We start from the raw sequence: 26,757 nt of genomic DNA on the forward strand, positions 1-26,757 counted from the left end.
AGGGCAGGATATTGCAGGCTTTCTGTTCAAATCCCGCGACAAAAATTCCTTTCCGCGTACAACTCCCCAGGCCGATCCCAACAATAATCAATAAAAAGCCATACCGCTTACTTATACTCAGCAAACGCGCCGTTTTCGCCGATACTTTAGCGAGATGGGTTACTTTTTGGGTCAGGAGCTTCTATGTCACTGCCGTTCAAACCCCATATCATCGCCCTGCTCTGTAGCGCTGGCTTACTCGCGGCGGCGGGAACACTCTATGTACAAAGCCGAACCCCGACGACGATCGCTGAACCGCCAGCCCAGCCAGCGCCCGCAGCGTCTACGACACAGCCGGTGACCACCACCTACACCCAGGCGCAAATTGATCAGTGGGTCGCGCCCATCGCGCTCTACCCGGACAGTCTGCTGTCGCAGGTGTTGATGGCCTCCGCTTATCCCGACAACGTCATGCAGGCGGTACAGTGGTCCCAGGATAACCCCGCGATGAAAGGGGATGCGGCGGTTCAGGCGGTTGCCAGTCAGCCGTGGGATCCCAGCGTCAAATCCCTTGTCGCTTTCCCTGCCCTGCTGGCGATGATGGGCGAAAATCCGCCCTGGGTGGAGAACCTCGGCAATGCGTTTTTGGCCCAGCCGCATGATGTGATGGACTCGGTGCAGCGCCTGCGCGCTATTGCCCAGCAGACCGGGACCCTGAAATCCACGCCACAGCAGAAAGTGATTGTCACCCCTGCCGCACCGGTTTCCGCCAGCAGCACGGCAGCAACGTCCACCACCCACTCGGCGGCGCCTGCGCCCACGCAGGTTATTAAAATAGAACCGACCAATCCGCAGGTGGTCTATGTTCCCAGCTATAACCCCTCCACCGTCTATGGTACCTGGCCAAACAGCGCCTATCCGCCGGTCTACCTGCCGCCGCCTCCCGGGGAGCAGTTTACCGATAGCTTCGTCAAAGGCTTCGGTTACAGCCTGGGCGTGGCCACTACCTGGGCGCTGTTTAGCAGCATCGACTGGGATGATGATGACCACCACCATCACGATGACGACTATCACCACGGCGATTACTCGCATAATGGCGATAACATCAATATTAATGTAAATAATTTCAATCATATAACGGGAGAAAACCTGCCGGGCAACCACGTTAACTGGCAGCATAATCCTGCCTATCGCGGTCACACACCGTATCCCGATAATACGGTTGCTCAACGCTTCCATCAGACCAACGTTTCCGGCGGACTGAGCGCTACCCAACATGCGCCAGTCGATCGCGAAGCGCAGCGCCAGGCAGCGATGACCCAGCTGCAGCATAACGTACCGGCGGCGACAGCGGGCAACCTGGCGGCAAACAACGCCTCACGCGATGCCCAGCGTCAGGCAGCTTCGGCGCAATTGAAACAAGCCACCCAGCGCAGCAACTATCGCGGTTACGACAGCACACCAACCTCGACCCAGCAGCAGCGTCGCGAGGCGGCGAAAACGCAGTTGAAAAATCCCACGCCGCAACAACAGCAGCGTCGGGAAACCGTTAAGAGCCGCGAGCAGAACCTGACACCTCAGCAGCAACAGCATCGGCAGCAGATCCAGTCCGCCACGCCCGCGCAGCGTCAGCAGCAGGTTAGTCATTTACGCGCCAGCGCTCTTAGCGGCAACGAAAGCCGCGCCCCCTCCTGGCAAGCGCAGCAGGAACGGGGACTGCAAAGTCGGCAGTTTTCCGCTGTAAACCGCGAGGAGCGTGGCGGCGCCAGAGAACGTCTTTCCGAACACCATGAACTGCGCCGCCGCTGAGGATGAGCAGAATGAGAAACCTATTACCTATTGCCCTGTTCACATTGATACTGTCACCGTTAGCCGCCTTCGCCCAGCAGCAGTTTTCTACCCCGGAGCAGGCCGCGAGCGCGCTGGCTGAGGCGCTCAGCCAGCAAAATGAAGCGGCGCTGAGCAAGGTGCTCGGCGATAACTGGCAGCAATTTTTACCTACCGATGGGATCGACCCCAGCGCCGTCGACCGTTTTCAGCGCGACTGGCAGGTAAAACATGTCATCGTGCAGCAGGGTGATAACGCCTGGCTCGACGTCGGCAGCGAGGCATGGCGGTTGCCGGTGCCTATCGTAAAAACGTCTCAGGGCTGGCGCTTTGATATGGCCGCAGGCGAAGAGGAGATCCTCACCCGCGCCATCGGTCGCAATGAACTGTCGGCGATAGCCGCCATGCACGCCTACGTTGACGCCCAGCAGGATTACTACCAGCTGAACCACCGCTGGGCGCAGAAAATCATCAGCAGTGAAGGCAAAAAAGATGGGTTGTACTGGCCGACGTCGCCGGGTGAGACGCCCAGCCCGCTGGGGCCGGCATTCAGCCCGACGGAGCCCGGCGCCGGTTATCATGGCTATCGTTTCCGCATTATCACAGGCCGCGATGACCAGGATGCGGCCTTGCTCGCCTGGCCTGTGGAATGGGGTGAAACCGGAGTGATGAGCTTTATGATCGATCTGCACGATACGGTTTATCAGGCTAATCTCGGCGAAGAGAGCGCCGCAAAAGCGCAGGCCATCACGCGCTTTGCCCCCGATGCTGACGCCGGCTGGCAGGTTGTCAAACCATAAAAAAACGCCAGGTTGCCCTCAAGCAACCTGGCGTTTCTATTCGCTTAGCCCTGATGGGGCATCAGAGACGGATCGCCAGCAAAAGTCGGCTTTGTGCTGGATAATGCCGCTTCATCAGCGCTGATGCTTCCGGAGTTCGCCGCCCATACCCCCTCATTCGTCTTCGTCACCTGCTGATGCTGGGCATTCAGATCCTGCCCCATCGCCGCGATATGGGTCGTTTCCGTGCCACCGCTGTTGTCCGCCCAGGGGATGGTGGCGTCAGCCGCGCAGGCCACACCGGATAGGCACGTTGCAGCGACCAGCGCTGCGGTTAAAAAGCGTTTCATCTCACACCTCAACTATATCGTTAACTGCCTATAAGTTTATGGCGTGATTATTTTCAAAGTATGTATGAGGTGTAGCGGTTTATGAACGGAGACATAGTTCTAAACATCAGGCATAAAAAAAGCGGCTCCGGGAGCCGCTTATGCTTTTAGCCTGAAAGAAAAAGTTACTTTTTCTTCGCTTTGGCGTTTGGCAGATCGGTGATGCTGCCTTCGAAGACTTCTGCCGCCAGGCCAACAGACTCGTGCAGAGTCGGGTGAGCATGGATGGTCAGCGCGATGTCTTCAGCGTCGCAGCCCATTTCGATAGCCAGGCCGATCTCACCCAGCAGCTCGCCGCCGTTGGTGCCGACAATCGCGCCGCCGATAACACGGTGGGTCTCTTTGTCGAAGATCAGTTTGGTCATACCGTCTGCGCAGTCGGAAGCGATAGCACGGCCGGAAGCAGCCCACGGGAAGGTGGCGGTTTCGTAGCTGATGCCTTTCTCTTTCGCTTCTTTCTCAGTCAGACCAACCCATGCCACTTCTGGCTCAGTGTAGGCGATGGACGGGATCACTTTCGGATCGAAGTAGTGTTTCAGGCCGGAGATAACTTCTGCGGCAACGTGACCTTCGTGTACGCCTTTGTGCGCCAGCATCGGCTGACCGACGATATCGCCGATAGCAAAGATGTGCGGCACGTTGGTGCGCATTTGTTTGTCAACGCGGATGAAGCCACGATCGTCCACTTCCACGCCCGCTTTACCTGCGTCGAGGTTTTTGCCGTTCGGTACGCGACCGATAGCGACCAGCACGGCGTCGTAACGCTGCGCTTCAGCCGGCGCTTTTTTGCCTTCCATGGAAACGTAAATACCGTCTTCTTTCGCTTCAACGGCAGTCACTTTGGTTTCCAGCATCAGGTTGAATTTCTTGCTGATGCGTTTAGTGAAGACTTTCACCACGTCTTTATCGGCAGCCGGGATAACCTGGTCGAACATTTCAACCACGTCAATCTCTGAACCCAGCGCATGGTATACGGTACCCATTTCCAGACCGATGATACCGCCACCCATGACCAGCATGCGTTTCGGTACAGATTTCAGCTCCAGGGCGTCGGTGGAGTCCCATACGCGCGGATCTTCATGCGGGATAAACGGCAGCTGAATCGGACGGGAGCCCGCCGCGATGATGGCGTTGTCGAAGTTGATCACGGTTTTACCGTTTTCGCCTTCCACTTCCAGGGTGTTGGCGCCGGTAAATTTACCCAGACCGTTAACCACTTTCACTTTACGGCCTTTAGCCATGCCAGCCAGGCCGCCGGTCAGCTGAGTGATAACTTTTTCTTTCCAGGTGCGGATCTTGTCAATGTCGGTTTTCGGTTCGCCGAAAACGATGCCGTGTTCGGCCAGCGCTTTCGCTTCTTCGATAACTTTTGCCACGTGCAGCAGCGCTTTAGACGGGATACAACCCACGTTCAGGCAAACGCCACCGAGGGTGCTGTAACGTTCTACGATGACGGTTTCCAGACCTAAATCAGCGCAACGGAAGGCTGCAGAGTAACCTGCGGGGCCTGCCCCAAGTACCACGACCTGAGTTTTGATTTCAGTACTCATCATGACCTCTGTAATTTATATCCGGCGGGTCTGACGCTATTATTCTTACGCCCAAGTCCACCGGGACGTTCTATCCGCGTGTATTTTACAAAATTGTTAACAATTTTTAAACAACAAACGGCAAACGATTTTGTCCTTTGTTGCTGATAATCCCCAACAGCCTGAGGTTATCAGAAAAAAGCCGGCCGTCAGGCCGGCTTTTTCGATTACATCACCAGACGGCGAATGTCGCTCAAGGTGTTGTTAATGATGGTAATGAAGCGGGCACCATCAGCACCGTCGATGACGCGGTGGTCGAAGGACAGAGAGATCGGCATCATCAGACGCGGAACGAACTCTTTACCATTCCATACCGGCTCCATCGCGGACTTAGACACGCCCAGGATGGCCACTTCCGGCGCGTTAACAATCGGCGCGAAGTGGGTAGTGCCCAGGCCGCCGATGCTGGAGATGGTGAAGCAACCGCCCTGCATTTCGCCAGCCGTCAGCTTGCCATCGCGCGCTTTCTTCGAGATGGTGGTCAGTTCACGAGACAGCTCGGTGATGCTCTTCTTATTCACGTCTTTGAAGACCGGAACCACCAGACCGTTCGGGGTATCAACCGCCACACCGATGTTGATGTATTTCTTCAGCGTCAGGCGCTGACCATCTTCGGACAGCGAGCTGTTGAAGCGCGGCATCTGCTCAAGCGCAGCGGCAACGGCTTTCATGATGAAGACCACTGGGGTGAATTTCACGTCCAGTTTACGCTTCTCAGCTTCGGCGTTCTGCTGCTTACGGAACGCTTCCAGATCGGTGATATCGGTTTTGTCGAAGTGGGTAACGTGCGGGATCATCACCCAGTTACGGCTCAGGTTAGCCCCAGAGATTTTCTGGATACGACCCAGTTCCACTTCTTCGATTTCACCAAACTTGCTGAAGTCAACCTTCGGCCATGGCAGCATGCCCGGGATACCGCCGCCAGCGGCAGCCGCCGGTGCGGATTCAGCGCGTTTAACCGCGTCTTTCACATAAGCCTGAACGTCTTCGCGCAGGATACGACCTTTACGGCCGGTGCCTTTCACTTTTGCCAGGTTAACGCCGAACTCGCGCGCCAGGCGGCGAATCAGCGGCGTCGCGTGAACGTAAGCATCGTTTTCAGCGAATTCAGTTTTGCCTTCTGCTTTCGCAGCCGGTGCAGCGGCAGGCTTAGCGGCCTGAGCCGGTGCAGCAGCCGGTGCCGGAGCAGCAGCCTGAGCCGGCGCGGCGGCAGGCGCAGCGCCTTCCACTTCGAAGACCATGATCAGGGAACCAGTTTTGACTTTATCGCCGGTGCTGATTTTGATCTCTTTGACGGTACCTGCGAATGGCGCCGGCACTTCCATAGACGCTTTGTCGCCTTCGACGGTGATCAGGGACTGCTCAGCAGCCACTTTATCGCCGACTTTAACCATCACTTCAGTGACTTCAACTTCATCACCGCCGATGTCCGGGACGTTAACGTCTTTCGCGCCAGCGGCGGCAGCCGGTGCCGCGGCAGCCGGAGCGGCAGCTTGTGCCGGAGCAGCGGCAGGCGCAGCGCCCGCCACTTCGAAGATCATGATCAGGGAGCCGGTGGACACTTTGTCACCGGTGTTGATTTTGATCTCTTTCACGGTACCCGCGAACGGCGCCGGCACTTCCATAGAGGCTTTATCGCCTTCTACGGTGATCAGGGATTGCTCAGCGGCGATGGTGTCGCCCACTTTAACCATGATCTCAGTAACTTCAACTTCATCGCCGCCGATATCCGGGACGTGAACTTCTTTCGCTGCCGCGGCAGCTGCTGGCGCAGCCGGAGCGGCTTCTTTCTTCTCTTCCTGCGCAGGTGCAGCGGCTGCTGCACCCTCGGCGGAATCGAAAATCATAATCAGTTTGCCAGTCTCGGTTTTGTCGCCGACGGAGACTTTAATCTCTTTCACGACGCCAGCCTGCGGAGACGGGACTTCCATAGAGGCTTTATCGCCTTCTACGGTGATCAGCGACTGTTCAGCTTCTACTTTGTCGCCCACTTTGACCAGGATCTCGGTGATTTCAACTTCATCAGCCCCGATGTCCGGTACTTTGATTTCGATAGCCATTATTCTTTTACCTCTTACGCCAGACGCGGGTTAACTTTTTCTGCATCGATGTCGAATTTCGCGATAGCGTCAGCCACCACTTTCTTATCGATTTCACCACGTTTAGCCAGTTCGCCCAGCGCTGCAACGACCACATAGGAAGCATCGACTTCGAAGTGGTGACGCAGGTTTTCACGGCTGTCGGAACGACCGAAGCCATCGGTACCCAGTACGCGGTAATCATCAGCCGGTACATAAGTACGAACCTGCTCAGCGAACAGTTTCATATAGTCAGTGGATGCCACGGCCGGAGCGTCGTTCATTACCTGAGCGATATACGGCACGCGCGGGGTTTCCAGCGGGTGCAGCATGTTCCAGCGTTCGCAATCCTGGCCATCACGCGCCAGTTCGGTGAAGGAGGTGACGCTATACACGTCAGAGCCCACGCCGTAGTCTTTCGCCAGGATCTGCGCTGCTTCACGAACGTGACGCAGGATAGAACCGGAGCCCAGCAGCTGAACTTTACCTTTGCTACCTTCAATGGTTTCGAGTTTGTAGATACCTTTACGGATACCTTCCTCGGCGCCTTCCGGCATGGCCGGCATGTGGTAGTTTTCGTTCAGCGTAGTGATGTAGTAGTAAACGTTCTCTTGTTTCTCACCGTACATACGCTCCAGGCCATCATGCATGATGACCGCCACTTCGTATGCATAGGACGGATCGTAAGAGATACAGTTCGGGATAGTCAGCGACTGAATATGGCTGTGGCCATCTTCGTGCTGCAGACCTTCGCCGTTCAGCGTTGTACGACCGGAAGTACCACCGATCAGGAAGCCGCGAGCCTGCTGGTCGCCTGCCTGCCAGCACAGGTCGCCGATACGCTGGAACCCGAACATCGAGTAGTAGATGTAGAACGGGATCATCGGCAGGTTGTTGGTGCTGTAAGAAGTCGCCGCAGCCAGCCAGGATGCGCCTGCGCCCAGCTCGTTGATCCCTTCCTGCAGGATCTGGCCTTTCTCGTCTTCTTTGTAGTAAGCAACCTGCTCACGGTCCTGCGGGGTGTACTGCTGGCCGTTCGGGCTGTAAATACCGATCTGACGGAACAGACCTTCCATACCGAAAGTACGCGCTTCGTCGGCGATAATCGGCACGAGGCGGTCTTTGATGGATTTGTTCTTCAGCATCACGTTCAGGGCACGAACAAATGCGATAGTGGTAGAGATCTCTTTATTCTGCTCTTCCAGCAGCGGAGCGAAATCTTCCAGCGTCGGCAGCTCCAGCTTCTCAGAGAAGTTCGGCTGACGGCTCGGCAGATAGCCGTGCAGTTTCTGGCGCTGAGCGTGCAGATAGGTGTGCTCTTCGGAACCTTCCGGGAAGGTGACGTACGGCAGTTTTTCGAGATCGGCATCGGCAACCGGCACGTTGAAACGATCGCGGACGTAACGAACGCCGTCCATGTTCATTTTCTTAACCTGGTGGGCGATGTTCTTACCTTCAGCGGTGTCACCCATGCCGTAACCTTTAATGGTATGGGCGAGGATTACGGTCGCTTTGCCTTTGGTTTCCTGCGCTTTTTTCAGTGCAGCGTAAACTTTCTTCGGATCGTGGCCGCCGCGGTTCAGGGCCCAAATCTGCTCGTCAGTCCAGTCGGCAACCAGCGCCGCGGTCTCCGGATATTTACCGAAGAAGTGCTCGCGCACATATGCACCGTCTTTGGATTTGAAGGTCTGGTAATCGCCGTCAACGGTTTCTTCCATCAGCTGGATCAGCTTACCGCTGGTGTCTTTACGCAGCAGCTCATCCCAACGACCGCCCCATATAACCTTGATAACGTTCCAGCCAGCGCCCGCGAAGATGCCTTCCAGTTCGTTGATGATTTTGCCGTTACCCGTTACCGGGCCATCAAGACGCTGCAGGTTACAGTTGATAACGAAGACCAGGTTGTCCAGCTTCTCGCGGGTGGCGATGGTGATCGCACCTTTAGATTCCGGCTCGTCCATCTCACCGTCGCCCAGGAAAGCATAAACGGTTTGTTTGGAGGTGTCTTTCAGACCACGGTGTTCCAGATATTTCAGGAATTTAGCCTGATAAATTGCCCCGATTGGGCCCAGACCCATAGAAACGGTCGGGAACTGCCAGAATTCCGGCATCAGTTTCGGGTGCGGATAAGAGGACAGACCTTTACCGTGAACTTCCTGACGGAAATTGTTCATCTGCTCTTCAGTCAGACGACCTTCCAGGAAAGCACGCGCATACACGCCCGGAGAGATGTGGCCCTGGAAGTACACCAGATCGCCGCCATCCTGCTCGTTGCGTGCGCGGAAGAAGTGGTTGAAGCACACTTCGTAGAAGGTTGCGGAAGACTGGAAGGAAGCCATGTGGCCGCCCAGTTCGAGATCTTTTTTCGATGCGCGCAGAACGGTCATGATCGCGTTCCAGCGGATCGCAGAACGGATACGACGTTCCAGATCCAGATTACCCGGGTATTCCGGTTCATCTTCAACGGCAATAGTGTTGACGTAACCGCCGGTCGATGCGCCAGCAGCCACTTTCACCCCGCCTTTGCGGGCTTCAGAAAGGAGTTGGTCAATAAGATACTGAGCACGCTCAACACCTTCTTCACGGATGACCGATTCGATCGCCTGTAGCCAGTCGCGAGTTTCGATCGGATCCACGTCATTTGGTAAACGTTCTGACATGGGGGGTATTCCTTATCTATCTAATCGTTGATTAATCTGGAACCTGTCCCATTGAACTCTTCGTTCTTCACCTTTGAACAACCAAAAATTCAATAAGACAGGTTCTGCGTTTAGTTGCCGCGCTCTAAAAATGGCGCTTAAGAACCGGAGTTCTCGTCCTTTCGTTGCTGTAAACGACGCAGTGAGCGCTCTCTACGACTCTGCTCACGGCTACGGTCCAGCAAAATTTCCTCAATGAACGCCAGGTGACGGTGCGACGCCTCACGCGCCTGCTCCGGCTCCCCGGCCATTATCGCCTCGAAAATGCGAGTACGATGGTTGCTGACCAACGGGAGCATTTCCCGGCGGGCATACAGCAATTCAAAGTTCTGACGAACGTTTTGTGCCAGCATCGGCTCCATACACCTTAGCAGATGGAGCAAAACCACATTGTGTGCCGCCTCGGTGACGGCGATTTGATACTGGACGACGGCGCCGGACTCAGCGTCCAGATCGCCCGACTGCTGCGCCCGTTCAATGGCCTGATGCAGCTCGCGGATACGATCGCGATCTTCATCATTGCTGCGCAGCGCCGCGTAATAAGCCGCGATGCCTTCCAGCGCGTGACGGGTCTCAAGCAGATCGAATTGGGATTCAGGGTGATCGGACAGCAGCTCGACCAGCGGATCGCTGAAGCTCTGCCACAGGCGGCTCTGAACAAACGTTCCACCTCCCTGACGACGAAGCAACAAGCCCTTGGCTTCGAGGCGTTGAATCGCCTCACGCAGCGAGGGGCGGGAAACGTCGAACTGCTTAGCCAGTTCGCGTTCGGGCGGAAGTTTTTCACCGGGGCGCAAGGTCCCCTCAAGGATCAGAAACTCCAGCTGCTGCTCTATCACATCGGATAATTTTGGTTGGCGGATTTTGCTGTAGGCCATATTCCCTGTCTCTGCCATTAGCCCGGAGTCAATTGGTCTTACCAATTTAAAGTTCGTAGCGCTAAAGTAACAAAGTATTCACCTTCTGTCCATACAGGTTTTGATTGAAATCAGTAAACCGCGGACATTTTAACAACCTTACAGAAATAACATTTCAGAAATGTAACCTTGCACAAATGTTACGTTTACTCACAAAGGGGTAGCGTTAACTTTATGGAAACGAAAAATTACGCTATCTGAACCGATTCAACTGCGCCATAGATGAATAAAAAATCAAATTAACAGAATAAATAACCACTCATGGGTAATGCGATGGAATAATACTGAATGTGTCTATTGATGTCTTTTTAGACACATCGTCATCATCCCTTCATAAAGCAGGTGCATTCGGTCGCGCTTAACACTATTCTCCCTCAGACGAAAGGCCTTTTTTTGAATTACCACACCGCCTTCCGTAAACAAAACAATACAGAAACGGAAGTCGCTAAATACACAAACACAACAATATGTGCGCGGCATCACTCAGGTAAAAAGTGGGCCACTTCGCCCAAATTTTCGCTGGCTATGCTTTCTGGCAGGGACAGCAGAGCAGCAGCAACCTGACGGATGACGTACACAAAAAATAACCACACACGAGGTTTCATATGGAAGGTCAACAGCACGGCGATCGGCTGAAGCGCGGCCTGAAAAACCGCCACATTCAGCTTATCGCGCTGGGCGGGGCTATCGGCACCGGCCTGTTTCTGGGAAGCGCGTCCGTCATTCAGTCCGCCGGCCCGGGTATCATTCTTGGTTACGCTATCGCCGGCTTTATCGCCTTTCTGATCATGCGTCAGTTGGGTGAGATGGTGGTGGAAGAGCCGGTAGCAGGTTCGTTTAGCCACTTCGCATATAAATACTGGGGCGGCTTTGCCGGCTTCGCTTCCGGCTGGAACTACTGGGTGCTGTATGTCCTGGTGGCCATGGCGGAACTCACCGCCGTCGGCAAATATATCCAGTTCTGGTGGCCGGAAATCCCGACCTGGGCCTCTGCGGCGGTCTTCTTCATCGCTATCAACGCCATTAACCTGACCAACGTGAAAGTGTTCGGGGAAATGGAGTTCTGGTTCGCGATTATCAAAGTGGTCGCCGTGGTGGCGATGATTCTGTTCGGCGGCTGGCTGCTGTTCAGCGGCAACGGCGGCCCGCAGGCGACGGTACGTAACCTGTGGGATCAGGGTGGCTTCCTGCCGCACGGCTTTACCGGACTGGTAATGATGATGGCGATCATCATGTTCTCCTTCGGCGGTCTGGAGCTGGTGGGGATCACCGCGGCGGAAGCGGATAATCCGGAGCAAAGCATTCCGAAAGCCACCAACCAGGTTATCTACCGTATCCTGATCTTCTATGTTGGCTCGCTGGCGGTGCTGCTCTCCCTGCTGCCGTGGACCCGCGTGACCGCGGACACCAGCCCATTCGTCCTGATTTTCCATGAGCTTGGCGATACGCTGGTGGCAAATGCCCTTAACGTCGTGGTGCTGACGGCGGCTCTGTCGGTTTATAACAGCTGCGTCTACTGCAACAGCCGTATGCTGTTCGGCCTTGCCCAGCAGGGTAACGCGCCGAAAGCGCTGCTCAGCGTCGACAAACGCGGCGTGCCGGTGAATACCATCCTCGTCTCGGCCCTGGTGACCGCGCTGTGCGTACTGATAAACTACCTGGCGCCGGAATCCGCCTTCGGCCTGTTGATGGCGCTGGTGGTCTCGGCCCTGGTTATCAACTGGGCGATGATCAGCCTGGCGCATATGAAATTCCGTCGCGCCAAACAGCAGCAGGGGGTCACCACTCGCTTCCCTGCCCTCTTCTACCCGCTGGGTAACTGGGTGTGCCTGCTGTTTATGGCGGCAGTGCTGGTGATTATGCTGATGACCCCGGGGATGGCGATTTCCGTTTGGCTGATCCCGGTATGGATTGCGGTGCTGGGCGTGGGCTATCTGTTTAAACAGAAAGCCGCCGCCACCATAAAAGCACAATAATACATCTCATAAATATTTCTCTTTGCTCTGCGCCCCTCCCTGAATAACGGGCGCAGAGCATTGTTATCTGCTTCACACTTTCCCCTCCATAGCTGATATATCCATATCGTTAACGAGTTCCTGCAACGTATTTCCCTCGATAGCAGCCAATAATTCTCTCCATACTGCAACGGAGAGACCGCACATGGCAGACAATAGACTATCAATAAAGGAAAAGATTGGTTACGGGATGGGTGATGCCGGATGCAATATCATATTTGGCGCCATCATGCTGTTTGTTAACTATTTTTATACCGATATCTTCGGCCTGGCGCCGGCGCTGGTCGGCGTACTGCTGTTGTCGGTGCGCGTCATCGATGCGGTGACCGATCCGATTATGGGCGCCCTTGCCGACCGTACCCGCAGTAAATATGGCCGCTTTCGTCCATGGCTACTGTGGATTGCCTTCCCCTACGCCCTGTTCAGCGTGCTGATGTTCACTACTCCTGAGTGGACCTATAACAGCAAAGTTATCTATGCGTTCGTGACCTACTTTCTGCTGTCGGTGACCTATACCGCGATTAACATCCCCTACTGCTCGCTGGGAACGGTGATGACCGCTGATCCGAAAGAACGCGTTGCCTGCCAGTCCTATCGTTTTGTTATGGTGGGTATCGCCACGCTGCTGCTGTCATTGACGCTGCTGCCAATGGCCGACTGGTTCGGCGGCGCCGATAAAGCGAAGGGCTACCAGATGGCGATGACCGTGCTGGCCTTTATCGGCATGTGTATGTTCCTGTTCTGCTTCGCTACCGTGCGTGAACGCATACACCCGGCGGTGCAGACGAATGATGAACTGAAAAAAGACCTCAAAGACGTGTGGAAAAATGACCAGTGGGTGCGCATCCTGCTGCTCACGCTGTGCAACGTCTGCCCGGGCTTTATTCGCATGGCCGCCACCATGTATTACGTCACCTGGGTGATGGGACAAAGCACCCATTTTGCCACCCTGTTTATCAGCCTCGGCGTGGTCGGGATGATGATTGGCAGCATGCTGGCGAAAGTCCTCACCGACCGCTGGTGCAAACTGCAGGTTTTCTTCTGGACCAACATCGTGCTGGCGATTTTCTCCTGCGCCTTCTACTTCTTTAATCCGCACGCCACCACGCTGATTATGGTGCTCTACTTCCTGCTCAACATCCTGCATCAGATCCCCTCTCCGCTGCACTGGTCGCTGATGTCCGACGTTGACGACTATGGCGAGTGGAAAACCGGTAAGCGCATCACCGGCATTAGCTTCTCCGGCAATCTGTTCTTCCTCAAGGTCGGCCTGGCGGTCGCCGGAGCAATGGTCGGTTTCCTGCTGTCATGGTACGGCTACGACGCCGGCGCGAAAGCGCAAAGCGCCTCCGCCCTCAACGGCATCGTGCTCCTATTCTCGGTCATCCCCGGCGTCGGCTATCTGATCACCGCCGGCGTGGTGCGCCTGCTGAAGGTTGACCGCACCCTGATGCGCCAGATTCAAAGCGATTTAGAGAAGCGCCGCAGCAACTACAGCGAGCTGAACGAATACCAGGAACTGAAAACCAGTGAACACGTAAGGAAAGCCTGATGAACAACTGGCCAAACCCCTTTATTGAACAGCGCGCAGACCCCTTTATTCTGCGCCACCTTAATCACTACTACTTTATTGCCTCGGTACCGGAATATGACCGGCTGGAGATCCGGCGCGCGGCCACCCTTGAAGGATTGCGCGATGCTGAGCCGGTAGTGGTCTGGCGCGCGCCGCAAAGCGGGCCGATGAGCCAGCTGATTTGGGCGCCGGAGCTGCATGAAATAGACGGTAAGTGGTATATCTATTTTGCCGCCACCCATACTCACGATCTGGATGCGCTGGGGATGTTCCAGCATCGCATGTTCGTTCTCGAGTGCGCCGACAACGATCCGCTGACCGGTCGCTGGCAGGAAAAAGGCCAGGTGGTCACGCCTTTCGATACCTTCGCCCTCGATGCCACTACTTTTATCCATCAGGGCAAACGCTGGTATCTGTGGGCGCAAAAATCCCCGCATATCGAAGGCAACTCAAACTTATATCTTGCTGAAATGGCCAACCCGTGGACGCTAAAAGGCGAGCCGGTCATGCTGAGCAAGCCGGAGTTCGACTGGGAGTGCCGGGGATTTAAGGTCAACGAAGGTCCTGCGGTGCTGGTGCATGGCGATAAGCTGTTCATCAGCTATTCCGCCAGCGCCACCGATGAAAACTACTGCATGGGGTTACTCTGGATCGATCTGCAGGCCGATCCGCTGCAGCCGACGAACTGGCATAAAGCCCCGCAGCCGGTCTTTCGTACCAGCTATGAAAACCGCCAGTATGGCCCGGGCCATAATAGTTTTACCCAAACGCCGGAAGGGGAAGATGTGCTGGTGTATCACGCGCGGAATTACACCGAGATAGAAGGCGATCCACTGTATGACCCCAATCGCCATACGCGGTTAAAAGTCGTCAGCTGGAGGGAGGACGGGATGCCCGACTTCGGCATCCCGCCGGCGGATACGCTGTAGCGGTTCGGAATGAAGCCCGCTGACGCGGTTCTGCAGGCCGGGTCAGGCGAAGCCGCCACCCGCAGCAAGAGTCCCGCAGGTGCATGCATCGTGGCAGGCTGAGCGCGGGCTCAGGCCGTTAAACCAGGGTGCCGTAAATAGTCAGCAGCGCCATGATCACCACCACCACCAGCGAGGTTTTCTTGGCCATCGACACCGCGGCCTTCGGGGTCGCCACTTTATCCACGTGCGGTTCACGAGCCAGGGAATACTGCGCCAGGCGGGTCAATACCTGATACTGCGATGAATGGCGGTCGCCTAACGATGCAAACCACGCCGGGAGCGCTTTCTCTCCATGCCCCACCAGAGCATAGACAACCCCCACCAGACGCACCGGCAGCCAGTCCACGATATGCAAGAGACCATCGATTCCAGACTGCAAACGATGATGCGGCGTCTGGTAGCGCGCCAGCCACGTCTGCCAGGCACGCAGGACGCTATAAGCGATAAGCGTCAGCGGCCCCCACGCGCCCCCCACCACAAACCAGAAAAGCGGCGCCAGGTAATATCGATAGTTAATCCACAGCAGCGCATTTTGCAGCTCACTCAGATATTCACGCTCATCGCAGCCCGGCGGTACGCCGTGGATCAGCGTCAGCTCGCTGGCCATGGCATCGCAGGCGCGACTGTCATTGCGCGACGCCGCTTTCAGATAGGCATGATAATGCAGCCGAACCTTGCCTGCCCCGATGCACAACAGGCCCAGCAAGATCCAGAACACCAGCAGAGGTACGTTAAATAGCTGCCCCTGCAGCAGGCGCTGAATGAGATACACCACCGCGACAGCCACCACCGTCATCAGCAGCGTGCCCAGCAGCGAAAAATGTTTTATCCGGCGGAACACCACCTCCAGCCGATGATCAAGCTGCCAGTGTTCGCCCAACTTAAACAGCCGTTCGGCGATAAGCACCAGCAGCGTCGTAAACAGCGTCATGATGTCTCCTTATCTGACGGCGCACTGAGTAGCGCCCGGAATTTTATCCAGTCAAAGGCCGGTCCTGGATCGGTTTTCCGCACGGGCGCGATATCGCTGTGGCCCGCGATGTTTTCGGCGATAGCCGGGTAAATCGTGATCAGTAGTTCCGTCACCGCCGCCAGCTGCTGGTACTGCGCATCGGTATACGCCAGGGTATCCGTGCCTTCCAGCTCAATGCCAATGGAAAAGTCATTGCAGCGTTCTCGCCCCTGATAGCAGGAGACCCCCGCATGCCACGCACGCTTATCGAAAGGCACATACTGCACGATTTCGCCATCACGGCGAATCAGACAATGTGCCGAAACGCGCAGATGAGCAATCTCGGCAAAGAAAGGATGCGCATGGGGATCCAGGGTGCCAGTGAACAGCGCATCAATCCACGGACCACCAAATTCACCCGGTGGCAGGCTAATGTTATGCACCACCAGTAAGGAAGGGGCTTCTTCATCCGGACGGCAGTCATGGTGCGGCGAGGGAACCCGACGCGCGCCGACCAGCCATCCCTCGTTCAACTGCATGCGGGATCTCCTTTCGCGAACTCATGCTTCCGGGCCACACGCCGGCCCAAAGGATGAAGTGTGTATGGTACTGAAACGTCGTTCAGGTTAGCATGTTTCCCACTTCTGAATCTTATCTATCTGGAGCTTTATCATGTCGCCTCGTCGTTACAACCCCGACCGCCGCCGTGACGTGCTGCTGGAACGTATTAACCTCGATATTACCGATGCTGTCGCACACTCCCTGCGGGAAGATTTGGGCGGCGAAGTCGACGCCAACAACGATATTAGCGCGCAATTATTGCCGCAGGATGCACGCTCCCATGCGGTGGTCATTACCCGCGAAGATGGCGTCTTCTGTGGCAAACGCTGGGTGGAAGAGGTCTTTATTCAGCTCGCCGGTGACGACGTGAATATCACCTGGCACGTGGCCGACGGCGATGCGGTCAAAGCCGACCAGCCGCTGTTCGAGCTGGAAGGCCCGTCGCGTATTCTGCTCACCGGCGAACGCACGGCGCTGAACTTTGTGCAAACTCTCTCCGGCGTCGCCAGCGTCGTCCGTCGCTACGTCGACCTGCTGGCCGGCACCAAAACCCAACTTCTGGATACCCGTAAAACGCTGCCAGGGCTGCGTACCGCGCTGAAATACGCGGTACTCTGCGGCGGCGGCGCCAACCACCGCCTGGGCCTGTTCGACGCTTTCCTGATTAAAGAAAACCATATCATCGCCTCCGGCTCGATCCGTCAGGCGGTGGAAAAGGCGTTCTGGCTACATCCTGATGTGCCGGTGGAAGTGGAAGTGGAAACCCTGGATGAGCTGGAGCAGGCGTTAAAAGCCGGGGCGGACATCATTATGCTCGATAACTTCACCACCGACCTGATGCGCGAGGCGGTGAAAATCACCGCAGGCCAGGCGGCGCTGGAGGTCTCCGGTAACGTCACCTTCGACACCATCCGCGAATTTGCCGACACCGGCGTCGACTATATCTCCGTCGGCGCCCTGACCAAACATGTGCAGGCGCTCGACCTGTCGATGCGTTTTCGCTAAGCAATTGGCCTTCACGCTTCCGGGCGTGAGGGCCTGAATTTGCGAGCCGACTCGCAGCCGTTCATGCCCACCATGTAAGCAAAGTAAAAACCCTGGAATCTGGTTTCCCGGATCGTTTTCGCCTCCTCGCCTGGTATCCCAAATCCCGTCACAGTGCTCCAGTCACAACAAGGAGCGACTTATGGATAAACAACGTGGTTTCACCCTGATTGAACTGATGGTGGTCATTGGGATCATCGCTATTCTCAGTGCCATTGGCATCCCGGCCTACCAGAACTACCTGCGTAAAGCCGCCCTCACCGACCTGCTGCAGACCTTTGTCCCTTACCGGACGGCCATCGAACTTTGCGCGCTCGATCATGGCGGCCTGACGGTATGTGACGGCGGCAGCAACGGCATTCCCTCGCCGACAACCACTCGCTACCTCTCCGCCATGAGCGTGGCCAAAGGGGTCGTCACCCTCACCGGCCAGGAAAGCCTGAACGGACTGGGCGTCACCCTGACGCCGACCTGGGATAACGCCGAGGGCGTCACTGGCTGGCAGCGCGTCTGCACTATCACCGGCAACAGCGCCCTTCAGCAGGCCTGCGAAGACGTCTTCCGGGTGAAGTAAGGGCAAACACATGAAAACAGAACAGCTGATCCCTCTCTGTCGCCGCTATCACGCCATGTTGCTGCATAGCGACGAGCAGACGATATCCATTGCGGTGGTCGATACCCCACCGGCGGAGCTGATGGAGGCGCTGCGCTTCGCGACGCAAAAGCGAATCGATATTGAATGCTGGAACCAGGAACAGATGGACAAGCGTCTGCAGGCCCAGGAAAAGCAGGCGCAACTGGCGCAAAACGCGGGGCCAGAGAATATCGCCGAACGGGTCAACCAGATCCTCGAACAGGCTCTGCGTCAGCGGGCGTCCGATATTCATATCGAACCCACGGAAACGCATTTACGCATCCGCCTGCGGGTCGATGGCGTCCTCCATGCCCTGCCGTTGCTGGCCCCCGAGCTGGCGGCACCGGTTATCGCGCGACTCAAGGTCATGGCCAGTCTCGATATCGCCGAGCATCGTTTACCACAGGATGGTCAGTTCGCGCTGAACCTCGGCGGACGACCGCTCTCCTTTCGCATCGCCACTCTACCCTGCCGCTATGGCGAAAAAATTGTCCTGCGTCTTCTGCATCAGGTTGACCAGGCCCTGGATCTGGAGGCCCTCGGACTCTCCTCTTCCCAGCTGGCGGCTTTTCGCCAGGCGCTTAATCAGCCGCAGGGTCTACTGCTGGTCACCGGCCCGACCGGAAGCGGTAAAACGGTGACCCTCTACAGCGCCCTGCAGGCCAGAAACCGGGAGCAAGTGAACATCTGTAGCGTCGAGGATCCGCTGGAGATCCCCATCGCCGGGATGAATCAGACGCAAATTAATCCGCGTTCCGGGCTCACCTTTCACAGCGTACTCCGCGCCCTGTTACGCCAGGATCCGGATATTGTCATGGTAGGCGAGATTCGTGACGCCGAGACCGCTGAAATAGCCCTGAAAGCCGCCCAGACCGGCCATCTGGTGCTTTCCACCCTGCACACCAACTCCACCAGCGAAACCCTCACCCGCCTGCAGCAGATGGGCATCGCCCGCTGGATGATATCTTCAGCGCTCTCGCTGGTTATCGCCCAGCGCCTGGTCCGCAAGCTGTGCCCCCACTGTCGGCGCAATGTCGGTAGCGCCGCCGACCTGCCGCACAGCCTGTGGCCACGCCCGCTGCCGCGCTGGCAGGCGGCTGGCTGCGATCACTGTTATCACGGTTATCACGGCAGGCTGGCGCTGTTTGAGGTCATGCCTGTCACCCCCGGGTTACGCCAGGGAATAGTCCAGGGGCTGAATGCCATTGAAATTGAATCTCTGGCGCGAGCCGCGGGGATGATGACGCTTTTTGAAAGCGGTTGTCAGGCTATCGAACAGGGGCTGACCAGCCTTGAAGAGGTGGTGCGGGTGCTGGGGATCCCCCATGGCGACTAAGCGTCTCTGGCGCTGGCGCGGTATCGATGCGCACGGCGCCCCTTGCCAGGGGATGCTATGGCAAGCCAGTCGTCTGGAGGTGCTGCACGACCTTCAGCAGCAGCGCGTCATGCCGCTGGCCGTGCGCCGCTGTGCAGTGAAGCTGAATCTCTGGCACCCACGCTACAGTAGCGAAACGATCCGTCAGCTCGCCACCCTGCTGCAGGCCGGCCTGCCGCTGGCGGACGGTTTATCTCTGCTGGCGCAGCAGCAACCACACCCGCAATGGCAAGCGCTGCTTGAGTCCCTGGGCCGCGAGCTGGCTCAGGGCGTAGCTTTCTCTACCGCGCTGGCGCAGTGGCCGCAAGCCTTTCCGCCACTTTATCTGGCGATGATTAGCACCGGCGAACTGACAGGCAAGCTCGATATTTGCTGCCAGCAGCTGGCCAACCAACAGCAGGAGCAGCAGCGGCTCGCCGGCAAGGTCAAAAAAGCGCTGCGTTACCCGCTGATCGTACTCGCCCTGGCGCTGCTGGTGGTGCTGGGGATGCTCTATTTTGTCCTGCCCGAGTTCACCGCCATCTACCAGACGTTCAGTACGCCGCTGCCGCTGTTGACGCGGATGGTCGTTGCGGCAGGCGACATGCTAAGTCGCGGCTGGCCGCTACTGCTGGCCCTTTTCCTGAGCCCGCTGCTGCTCAACCAGCTGGTCCGGCGGCGTAGCGACTGGTTGCTGCGTCGCCAGCGATTGCTGAACGCGCTCCCTCTCATCGGCCCCCTGATCGGCGGCCAACAGCTGAGCCTGATCTTTACCATCCTGGCGTTAACCCAAAGCGCCGGTATTAGCTTTCTGCAGGGTTTGCAAAGTGTTGAAGCAACTCTGTCGTGCCCACTCTGGCGCCAGCGCCTGGCGCAAGCCCGTACGCTGATAGCCCAGGGGGAACCGATTTGGCAGGCGTTAAGCCGGTGCGGCGGTTTTACTCCGCTGTGCCTGCAGCTCATCCGTACGGGTGAAAGCGCGGGGGCGCTGGATCAAATGCTGGAAAATCTGGCGCACCATCATCGAGAGCAAACGCATCAGCGAGCCGACAGTCTGGCTGCGCATCTCGAACCCATCATGCTGGTGATAACCGGTTCACTGGTCGGCATTCTGGTGGTGGCGATGTATTTGCCCGTTTTTCATCTGGGCGATGCCATTGGCGGGGCGGGAGGGTGAGAAACGCTGGCGCAGCACAGGCGCCAGCGAAGCCACTTACAGGCTATTAAATATCCGGTTCTCTTGTTCCTGAACGCGGATAAAGGTCGTCCGTTTGGTCAGCTCTTTCAGACGCGACGCGCCAACATAGGTGCAGGCTGAACGCAGGCCGCCAAGGATATCGCGAGCAGTATTATCCACCGGGCCACGCAGCGGTAGCTTAACGGTTTTACCTTCCGCCGCGCGGTATTTCGCGACACCGCCCACATGGCGCGTCATCGCCGACTCGGAGCTCATGCCATAGAACAGCATGAATTTTTCCCCGTTCTCTTCAACGATGGTTCCGCCGCTCTCTTCATGGCCCGCCAGCATGCCGCCGAGCATCACGAAATCGGCGCCGCCGCCGAAAGCTTTCGCCACATCACCCGGCATGGTGCATCCCCCGTCGCTGATGATCTGGCCGCCCAGGCCGTGCGCCGCATCAGCGCACTCGATCACGGCGGAGAGCTGCGGATAGCCGACGCCCGTTTTGACGCGGGTAGTGCAGACGGAACCCGGGCCAATCCCGACTTTCACAATATCGGCGCCGGAGAGGATCAGCTCTTCGCACATTTCACCAGTGACCACATTTCCGGCGATAATGGTTTTCTGCGGCCAGGCTTCACGGGCTTTCGCCACAAACTGCACGAAGTGCTCAGAGTAGCCGTTAGCCACGTCGATGCACACAAATTTCAGTTGCGGATTCTGAGAGAGGATCTGTTGCGTCTTTTCGAAATCCGCATCGGAAGTGCCGGTGGAAACCATCACATGCTTGAGGACATCTGCGGATGCGCCCTGTACAAACGCCTGCCATTCCTCAACGGTGTAGTGCTTGTGTACCGCGGTCAGAATACCAAAAGTGGCAAGCGCTTTCGCCATACTGAAGGTGCCGACGGTATCCATGTTGGCCGCAATAATTGGCACACCGGACCAGGTCTGGCCTGAATGTTTGAAAGTGAATTCACGTTCCAGCTCAACATCAGAACGGCTTTTGAGAGTAGAGCGTTTCGGGCGGATAAGAACGTCTTTGAAACCAAGCTTCAGATCTTCTTCAATACGCATGTGCGAATTCCTGGGGTTAATTGCATTATTGTGAGAGCACAACTCCAGTGACGTTATCATACGCACGAATCAGGCCTGCGCAAGACTGCGATTTTCACTTTTTTTACGCTACAATCGTATAAATTTACCTGGTGAATGGAGAAAAAAGCGCTTATGCCTTTCCTCGCCAGCGTATTATTTTTAACCATTTGATTTGCTTGATTAAAAGAAACAGAATAGCGGGCGGCGATCCCGGTTGGCACGTGACTATCACGACATGATCACTATCACCTCTCCGACGTGCGGCCAGTCATCGCTGTCTGAATGCAAAAAATACGAGCAATCCGTTTCAGGGTCAGAAGATATGGGGTACACAGTCGCGTTAACAGGTGGGATCGGCAGCGGTAAAAGCACGGTCGCCGACGCCTTCGCGCAGCTCGGGGTTAACGTTGTTGATGCCGATGTTATCGCCCGCCAGGTGGTCGAACCTGGCACCCCAGCGCTCCAGGCCATCGCCGGCCACTTTGGGTCGCAGATGATTGCCCCCGACGGCACGCTGAACCGCCGCCTGCTGCGGGAAAAAATTTTTGCTCACGTGGAGGATAAAGCCTGGCTTAACGCGCTGTTGCATCCGCTGATCCAGCAGGAAACGCGCCGCCAGATGCAGGCTGCTACCTCCCCTTATCTCCTCTGGGTCGTACCTTTGCTGGTCGAAAACCGCCTGTCCGGTCAGGCCGATCGCGTACTGGTCGTCGATGTGCCAAAAGAAACGCAGATCGAACGCACCATGCTGCGTGACAAGGTCAGCCGCGAACATGCTGAACATATTCTTGCCGCTCAGGCCACGCGCGAGCAGCGCCTGGCCGCCGCGGACGATGTTATTGAAAACACTGGCACGCCGGATGCAGTGGCATCGGATGTTGCCCGCCTGCACGAAAAGTATTTAATGCTGGCATCGCAGGCCGCCTCACAGGAAAACTCGTAATGCATACCCCCGTTCTGTTTGAACATCCTCTTAATGAGAAAATGCGTACCTGGCTGCGCATCGAATTTCTGATCCAGCAAATGGCTTTCCATCCGATGATTGCCACTCATGCCGATGCGCTCCATTTTTTCCGTAACGCCGGCGATCTGTTGGATGTGCTGGAGCGTGGCGAGGTGCGTACCGACCTGGTTAAAGAACTGGAGCGCCAGCAGCGCAAGCTCCAGTCCTGGGCTGAAGTACCGGGCGTCGATCAGGAGCGCATTAACGAACTGCGCCAGCAGCTGAAGCAATCCTCCAGCACCCTGATGGCCGCGCCGCGTATTGGCCAGTTTCTGCGTGAAGATCGCCTGATTGCGCTGGTGCGTCAGCGCCTGAGTATTCCAGGCGGCTGCTGCAGCTTCGATTTACCGACCCTGCATATCTGGCTCCATATGCCACAGGCGCATCGGGACGAGCAGGTGGCCAGCTGGCTCGCCAGCCTCGATCCGCTGATCCAGTCCCTGAACCTGATCCTCGACCTGATCCGTAACTCTGCGCTGTTTCGCAAACAGACCAGCCTCAACGGCTTTTACCAGGATAATGGCGAAGATGCCGATCTGCTACGTCTGCGTCTCGATCTGGCTCACCAGCTGTATCCGCAGATCTCCGGCCATAAGAGCCGTTTCGCTATCCGTTTCCTGCCGCTGGACAGTGAGTATGGGATCGTGCCGGAGCGCTTTGATTTTGAACTGGCCTGCTGCTAAGGTGATAACATGTCTGAAGAGACCATCGTCAACTGCCCGACCTGCGGCAAAAACGTGGTGTGGGGCGAGCAGAGTCCCTTTCGTCCATTCTGCAGCAAGCGCTGTCAGCTGATCGATCTGGGAGAATGGGCCGCAGAAGAGAAACGCATCCCCAGTGCGGGCGATCTCTCCGACAGCGATGACTGGAGCGAGCAGCAGCCCTGATTTACCGGCACGCTAACCCGATAATTATCGGGTTAGCGTTGTAGCCTGACGCTCAGCCCAGGCCGATAAGTTTGTTGATAACCGGTTCATTCGCCGGGGGGAACGCCTCTGGATCCAGTGTCTGACCCGCCATCCACCGTCCCGGTTGCCCTTCTTTACCCCATGGCTCGCCTTGCCAATTTTCCACAAGGAAAAACCACAGCGTTATATGGCGGTCAGGGAACTGATACTCCAGCTTATCAAATAGCGTTGCAGACCTTACCGTAATTCCAACCTCTTCCTGCAGCTCGCGAATTAGCGCCTGCTCCGGCGTCTCATCAGATTCAATCTTCCCGCCCGGGAACTCCAGCTTATTCGCCATATGGGCATCAGCGGCGCGCTGGGTAATAAAGATTTCGCCTTGTGGATTGCGAATTATCCCGACGGCGATTTGCAGTTTTTTCATTGGATCAGCTCCATAAAAAAGGCGCAGAACTCTGCGCCTTTGTTTTTTTATCAGGCCTTAGCTCAGACGGCCGTGGCACTGTTTATATTTTTTACCGGAACCGCACGGACAGGGATCGTTACGCCCCACTTTACGCTCGCCGGTTTGTGCCGCCAGATCCTCGGCAGCGGCCTCATCATCGCTCTGATGGCTGAGCTGCTGCATCTGCGCCAGGCGCTCGGCTTCTTCACGACGCTGTTGCTCCATCGCTTCGACTTCTTCCGGCATACGCACCTGGACTTTGCTCAGGGTGCTAATCACTTCATACTTCAGTGACTCCAGCATCGCAGCAAACATAGAGAACGATTCGCGCTTGTACTCCTGCTTCGGATCTTTCTGCGCATAGCCACGCAGATGGATACCCTGACGCAGATAGTCCATCGCTGCCAGGTGCTCTTTCCACAGGGAGTCCAGGGTCTGCAGCATCACACCTTTCTCAAAGTGACGCATCATCTCGGCACCGACCACTTCTTCTTTACGCTGGTAAGTTTCTACCGCGCTCTGCAGAATACGTTCACGCAGGGTCTCTTCATGCAGCTCCGGCTCTTTATCCAGCCACTCTTTGATCGGCAGCTCGAGGTCGAAGTCGTTTTTCAGACGCTCCTGCAGGCCTTCAATATCCCACATCTCTTCCAGAGACTGCGGCGGAATATGCGCATCGATAGTCGCTTTAAAGACGTCTTCGCGGATGCTGTTGATGGTTTCGCTGACATCAGACACGTCCAGCAGTTCGTTACGCTGAGTGTAGATCGCGCGGCGCTGGTCGTTAGCCACATCATCATATTCCAGCAGCTGCTTACGAATATCGAAGTTACGGCTTTCCACTTTACGCTGAGCGTTGGCGATAGCCTTAGTTACCCACGGGTGCTCGATGGCTTCACCCGGCTTCATCCCCAGTTTGCGCATCATGCCGGACACACGATCGGAGGCGAAGATACGCATCAGAGCATCTTCCATCGACAGGTAGAAGCGAGACGAACCGGCATCACCCTGACGACCCGCACGGCCACGCAGCTGGTTATCGATACGGCGTGATTCATGACGCTCAGTACCGATAATGTGTAGACCGCCTGCGGCCAGAACCGCATCATGGCGCACCTGCCAGTCCGCTTTGATTTTTTCAATCTGTTCCGGCGTCGGATTTTCCAGCGCGGCGACTTCCGCCTGCCAGCTACCGCCGAGCATAATATCGGTACCACGACCCGCCATGTTGGTGGCAATGGTCACCGCTGCCGGATAACCCGCCTGGGCGACGATATCCGCTTCGCTGGCGTGGAACTTGGCGTTCAGTACGTTGTGCTTGATGCCGGCTTTGGTCAGCTCGCGCGAAACTACTTCGGATTTTTCGATCGAGATAGTCCCCACCAGCACCGGCTGGCCGGCAGCGGTGCGGGTTTTAATATCTTCGATAATCGCCTGAATTTTTTCCGCTTCGGTCATATAGACCAGATCCGCCATGTCCTTACGGATCATCGGACGGTTGGTCGGCACGACAACGGTATCCAGCTTATAGATAGAGCTGAATTCGAAGGCTTCGGTATCCGCTGTACCGGTCATCCCCGCCAGTTTCTCGTACAGGCGGAAGTAGTTCTGGAAGGTGATAGAGGCCAGCGTCTGGTTCTCGTTCTGGATCTCCACGCCTTCTTTGGCTTCTACCGCCTGGTGCAGACCATCGGACCAACGGCGGCCTTGCATCGTACGGCCAGTGTGCTCATCGACGATGATAACTTCGCCATCTTTAACGATGTAGTCAACGTCGCGGGTGAACAACGCATGGGCGCGCAGCGCGGCGGTCACATGGTGCATCAGCATGATGTTGGTCGGGGAGTACAGCGACTCACCTTCTTCCATAATGCCTTCCTGCACCAGCAGCTCTTCGATGAGCACCAGACCGCGTTCGGTCAGGTTAACCTGGCGGGCTTTCTCATCAACAGAGAAGTGGCCTTCACCGGTAAAGGTATCCGAATCCTCTTTTTCCTGACGGATCAGGTGCGGGATGATTTTGTTTACCTTACGGTACATTTCAGAGCTGTCTTCCGCCGGACCGGAAATGATCAGCGGGGTACGCGCTTCGTCGATCAGGATGGAGTCCACCTCATCCACCAGCGCATAGTGCAGTTTACGTTGAACGCGCTCTTCCGGGCTGAAGGCCATGTTGTCGCGCAGATAGTCGAAGCCGTATTCGTTGTTGGTGCCGTAGGTAATATCGGCAGCGTAGGCTTCACGCTTCGCCGGCGCCGGCAGACCGGACATATTGATGCCCACGCTCATACCAAGGAATTCGAACAGCGGACGGTTGTTTTCGGCGTCACGCTGCGCCAGATAGTCGTTGACGGTCACCACGTGGACGCCTTTACCGGTCAGCGCGTTGAGGTACGCCGGCAGGGTCGCGGTCAGCGTTTTACCTTCACCAGTACGCATCTCGGCGATGCAGCGATCGTTAAGCACCATACCGCCCAGCAGCTGGACGTCGAAGTGGCGCATGCCGAACACACGCTTACTGGCTTCGCGAACGACGGCAAAGGCTTCCGGGATCAGGTTTTCCAGCACTTCGCCTTTTTCCAGGCGCGCGCGGAATTCAGCAGTTTTCGCTTTCAGCTCGTCATCAGAGAGTTTTTCCATCGCCGGTTCCATGCCGTTGATGATATTGACAACTTTGCGCATACGACGCAGCGTACGGTCGTTACGGCTGCCGAAAACCTTAGTTAACATTTTAATAAGCATAATAAAATCTCAAACGCCCC

Annotated in this window: 22 protein-coding genes; 12 read left to right on the plus strand and 10 right to left on the minus strand. The window is 56.5% G+C overall.

Annotated elements, in window-relative coordinates; translation table 11 throughout:
- The first annotated feature begins 183 nt into the window (after positions 1-183).
- On the plus strand, positions 184-1,788 hold the full coding sequence (locus AC3EMD_RS23045; protein ID WP_302073788.1) for a DUF3300 domain-containing protein: 1,605 nt from the start codon (positions 184-186) through the stop codon (positions 1,786-1,788).
- Between the two features lie 11 nt (positions 1,789-1,799).
- Positions 1,800-2,606 (plus strand): DUF2950 family protein, encoded by an 807-nt coding sequence (locus AC3EMD_RS23050; protein WP_049010822.1) that lies wholly within the window; start codon positions 1,800-1,802, stop codon positions 2,604-2,606.
- 44 nt (positions 2,607-2,650) lie between these two features.
- Here AC3EMD_RS23050 and AC3EMD_RS23055 read toward each other — a convergent pair whose 3' ends face one another.
- From AC3EMD_RS23055 to pdhR, 5 genes are all read right to left on the minus strand, one after another.
- Positions 2,651-2,935 carry a hypothetical protein gene (locus AC3EMD_RS23055; protein ID WP_008807410.1) on the minus strand — a complete coding sequence of 95 codons (285 nt, stop codon included), beginning with the start codon at positions 2,933-2,935 and terminating at the stop codon, positions 2,651-2,653.
- 164 nt (positions 2,936-3,099) lie between these two features.
- Positions 3,100-4,524, minus strand: coding sequence for a dihydrolipoyl dehydrogenase (gene lpdA, locus AC3EMD_RS23060; protein WP_002888731.1), 1,425 nt, complete (start codon positions 4,522-4,524; stop codon positions 3,100-3,102).
- Positions 4,525-4,730: 206 nt separating this feature from the next.
- Entirely contained in the window at positions 4,731-6,623 is a 1,893-nt protein-coding gene (aceF, locus tag AC3EMD_RS23065; protein ID WP_200083443.1) for a pyruvate dehydrogenase complex dihydrolipoyllysine-residue acetyltransferase, read from the minus strand.
- A gap of 14 nt (positions 6,624-6,637) precedes the next feature.
- Entirely contained in the window at positions 6,638-9,301 is a 2,664-nt protein-coding gene (gene aceE, locus AC3EMD_RS23070; RefSeq protein WP_008807412.1) for a pyruvate dehydrogenase (acetyl-transferring), homodimeric type, read from the minus strand.
- A gap of 137 nt (positions 9,302-9,438) precedes the next feature.
- Positions 9,439-10,218, minus strand: a complete 780-nt coding sequence (pdhR, locus tag AC3EMD_RS23075; RefSeq protein ID WP_002888699.1) for a pyruvate dehydrogenase complex transcriptional repressor PdhR — start codon at positions 10,216-10,218, stop codon at positions 9,439-9,441.
- A 644-nt stretch (positions 10,219-10,862) separates the two neighbouring features.
- Here pdhR and aroP point away from each other — a divergent pair.
- The 3 genes from aroP (at position 10,863) to AC3EMD_RS23090 (ending at position 14,774) form a co-directional block, all read left to right on the plus strand.
- The gene (gene aroP / locus AC3EMD_RS23080; RefSeq protein ID WP_008807413.1) at positions 10,863-12,233 is read left to right on the plus strand and encodes an aromatic amino acid transporter AroP; all 1,371 of its coding nucleotides are present in this window, start codon (positions 10,863-10,865) and stop codon (positions 12,231-12,233) included.
- Positions 12,234-12,417: 184 nt separating this feature from the next.
- Positions 12,418-13,824, plus strand: a complete 1,407-nt coding sequence (locus AC3EMD_RS23085) for a glycoside-pentoside-hexuronide (GPH):cation symporter (RefSeq protein ID WP_008807414.1) — start codon at positions 12,418-12,420, stop codon at positions 13,822-13,824.
- Positions 13,824-14,774, plus strand: coding sequence for a glycoside hydrolase family 43 protein (locus tag AC3EMD_RS23090; RefSeq protein WP_064166343.1), 951 nt, complete (start codon positions 13,824-13,826; stop codon positions 14,772-14,774). Before AC3EMD_RS23085 ends, AC3EMD_RS23090 begins: the two co-directional genes overlap by 1 nt.
- A 118-nt stretch (positions 14,775-14,892) precedes the next feature.
- Here the strand turns inward: AC3EMD_RS23090 and ampE are convergent, their stop codons facing one another.
- Both ampE and ampD read right to left on the minus strand, forming a co-directional pair.
- Complete coding sequence (gene ampE / locus AC3EMD_RS23095; RefSeq protein WP_012542846.1) at positions 14,893-15,747, minus strand: beta-lactamase regulator AmpE; 855 nt, start codon at positions 15,745-15,747, stop codon at positions 14,893-14,895.
- Entirely contained in the window at positions 15,744-16,307 is a 564-nt protein-coding gene (gene ampD / locus AC3EMD_RS23100) for a 1,6-anhydro-N-acetylmuramyl-L-alanine amidase AmpD (protein WP_008807417.1), read from the minus strand. Before ampD ends, ampE begins: the two co-directional genes overlap by 4 nt.
- A 133-nt stretch (positions 16,308-16,440) precedes the next feature.
- On the opposite strand from ampD, the gene nadC reads away from it, so the two are divergent.
- The 4 genes from nadC to hofC all read left to right on the plus strand — a co-directional run bounded on the left by nadC (position 16,441) and on the right by hofC (position 20,538).
- Positions 16,441-17,334 carry a carboxylating nicotinate-nucleotide diphosphorylase gene (nadC, locus tag AC3EMD_RS23105; protein WP_002888684.1) on the plus strand — a complete coding sequence of 298 codons (894 nt, stop codon included), beginning with the start codon at positions 16,441-16,443 and terminating at the stop codon, positions 17,332-17,334.
- A gap of 181 nt (positions 17,335-17,515) precedes the next feature.
- On the plus strand, positions 17,516-17,947 hold the full coding sequence (ppdD, locus tag AC3EMD_RS23110) for a prepilin peptidase-dependent pilin (protein WP_008807418.1): 432 nt from the start codon (positions 17,516-17,518) through the stop codon (positions 17,945-17,947).
- A gap of 10 nt (positions 17,948-17,957) precedes the next feature.
- Positions 17,958-19,343 carry a type II secretion system protein GspE gene (gene gspE, locus AC3EMD_RS23115; protein WP_047667431.1) on the plus strand — a complete coding sequence of 462 codons (1,386 nt, stop codon included), beginning with the start codon at positions 17,958-17,960 and terminating at the stop codon, positions 19,341-19,343.
- The gene (gene hofC / locus AC3EMD_RS23120) at positions 19,333-20,538 is read left to right on the plus strand and encodes a protein transport protein HofC (RefSeq protein ID WP_043875796.1); all 1,206 of its coding nucleotides are present in this window, start codon (positions 19,333-19,335) and stop codon (positions 20,536-20,538) included. The genes gspE and hofC overlap by 11 nt, the downstream gene beginning before the upstream one ends.
- Positions 20,539-20,574: 36 nt before the next feature.
- On the opposite strand, the gene AC3EMD_RS23125 is transcribed toward hofC, so the two are convergent.
- Positions 20,575-21,618 carry a GMP reductase gene (locus AC3EMD_RS23125; RefSeq protein ID WP_012542849.1) on the minus strand — a complete coding sequence of 348 codons (1,044 nt, stop codon included), beginning with the start codon at positions 21,616-21,618 and terminating at the stop codon, positions 20,575-20,577.
- A 343-nt stretch (positions 21,619-21,961) separates the two neighbouring features.
- Here AC3EMD_RS23125 and coaE point away from each other — a divergent pair, with 343 nt between their 5' ends.
- From coaE to yacG, 3 genes are read left to right on the plus strand one after another with little or no spacing between them, the layout of a single operon-like run.
- Positions 21,962-22,582, plus strand: coding sequence for a dephospho-CoA kinase (coaE, locus tag AC3EMD_RS23130; RefSeq protein WP_016160296.1), 621 nt, complete (start codon positions 21,962-21,964; stop codon positions 22,580-22,582).
- A complete protein-coding gene (gene zapD, locus AC3EMD_RS23135) occupies positions 22,582-23,325 on the plus strand; it encodes a cell division protein ZapD (RefSeq protein ID WP_008807424.1) in 744 nt (247 codons plus the stop codon). Before coaE ends, zapD begins: the two co-directional genes overlap by 1 nt.
- Positions 23,326-23,334: 9 nt before the next feature.
- A complete protein-coding gene (gene yacG / locus AC3EMD_RS23140) occupies positions 23,335-23,529 on the plus strand; it encodes a DNA gyrase inhibitor YacG (protein WP_008807425.1) in 195 nt (64 codons plus the stop codon).
- 52 nt (positions 23,530-23,581) lie between these two features.
- Here the strand turns inward: yacG and mutT are convergent, their stop codons facing one another.
- Positions 23,582-23,974 carry an 8-oxo-dGTP diphosphatase MutT gene (gene mutT / locus AC3EMD_RS23145; RefSeq protein ID WP_094955108.1) on the minus strand — a complete coding sequence of 131 codons (393 nt, stop codon included), beginning with the start codon at positions 23,972-23,974 and terminating at the stop codon, positions 23,582-23,584.
- A gap of 57 nt (positions 23,975-24,031) precedes the next feature.
- Complete coding sequence (secA, locus tag AC3EMD_RS23150; protein WP_008807427.1) at positions 24,032-26,737, minus strand: preprotein translocase subunit SecA; 2,706 nt, start codon at positions 26,735-26,737, stop codon at positions 24,032-24,034.
- Between the last annotated feature and the right edge of the window lie 20 nt (positions 26,738-26,757).

This window comes from Klebsiella sp. PK18 (assembly GCF_057784655.1).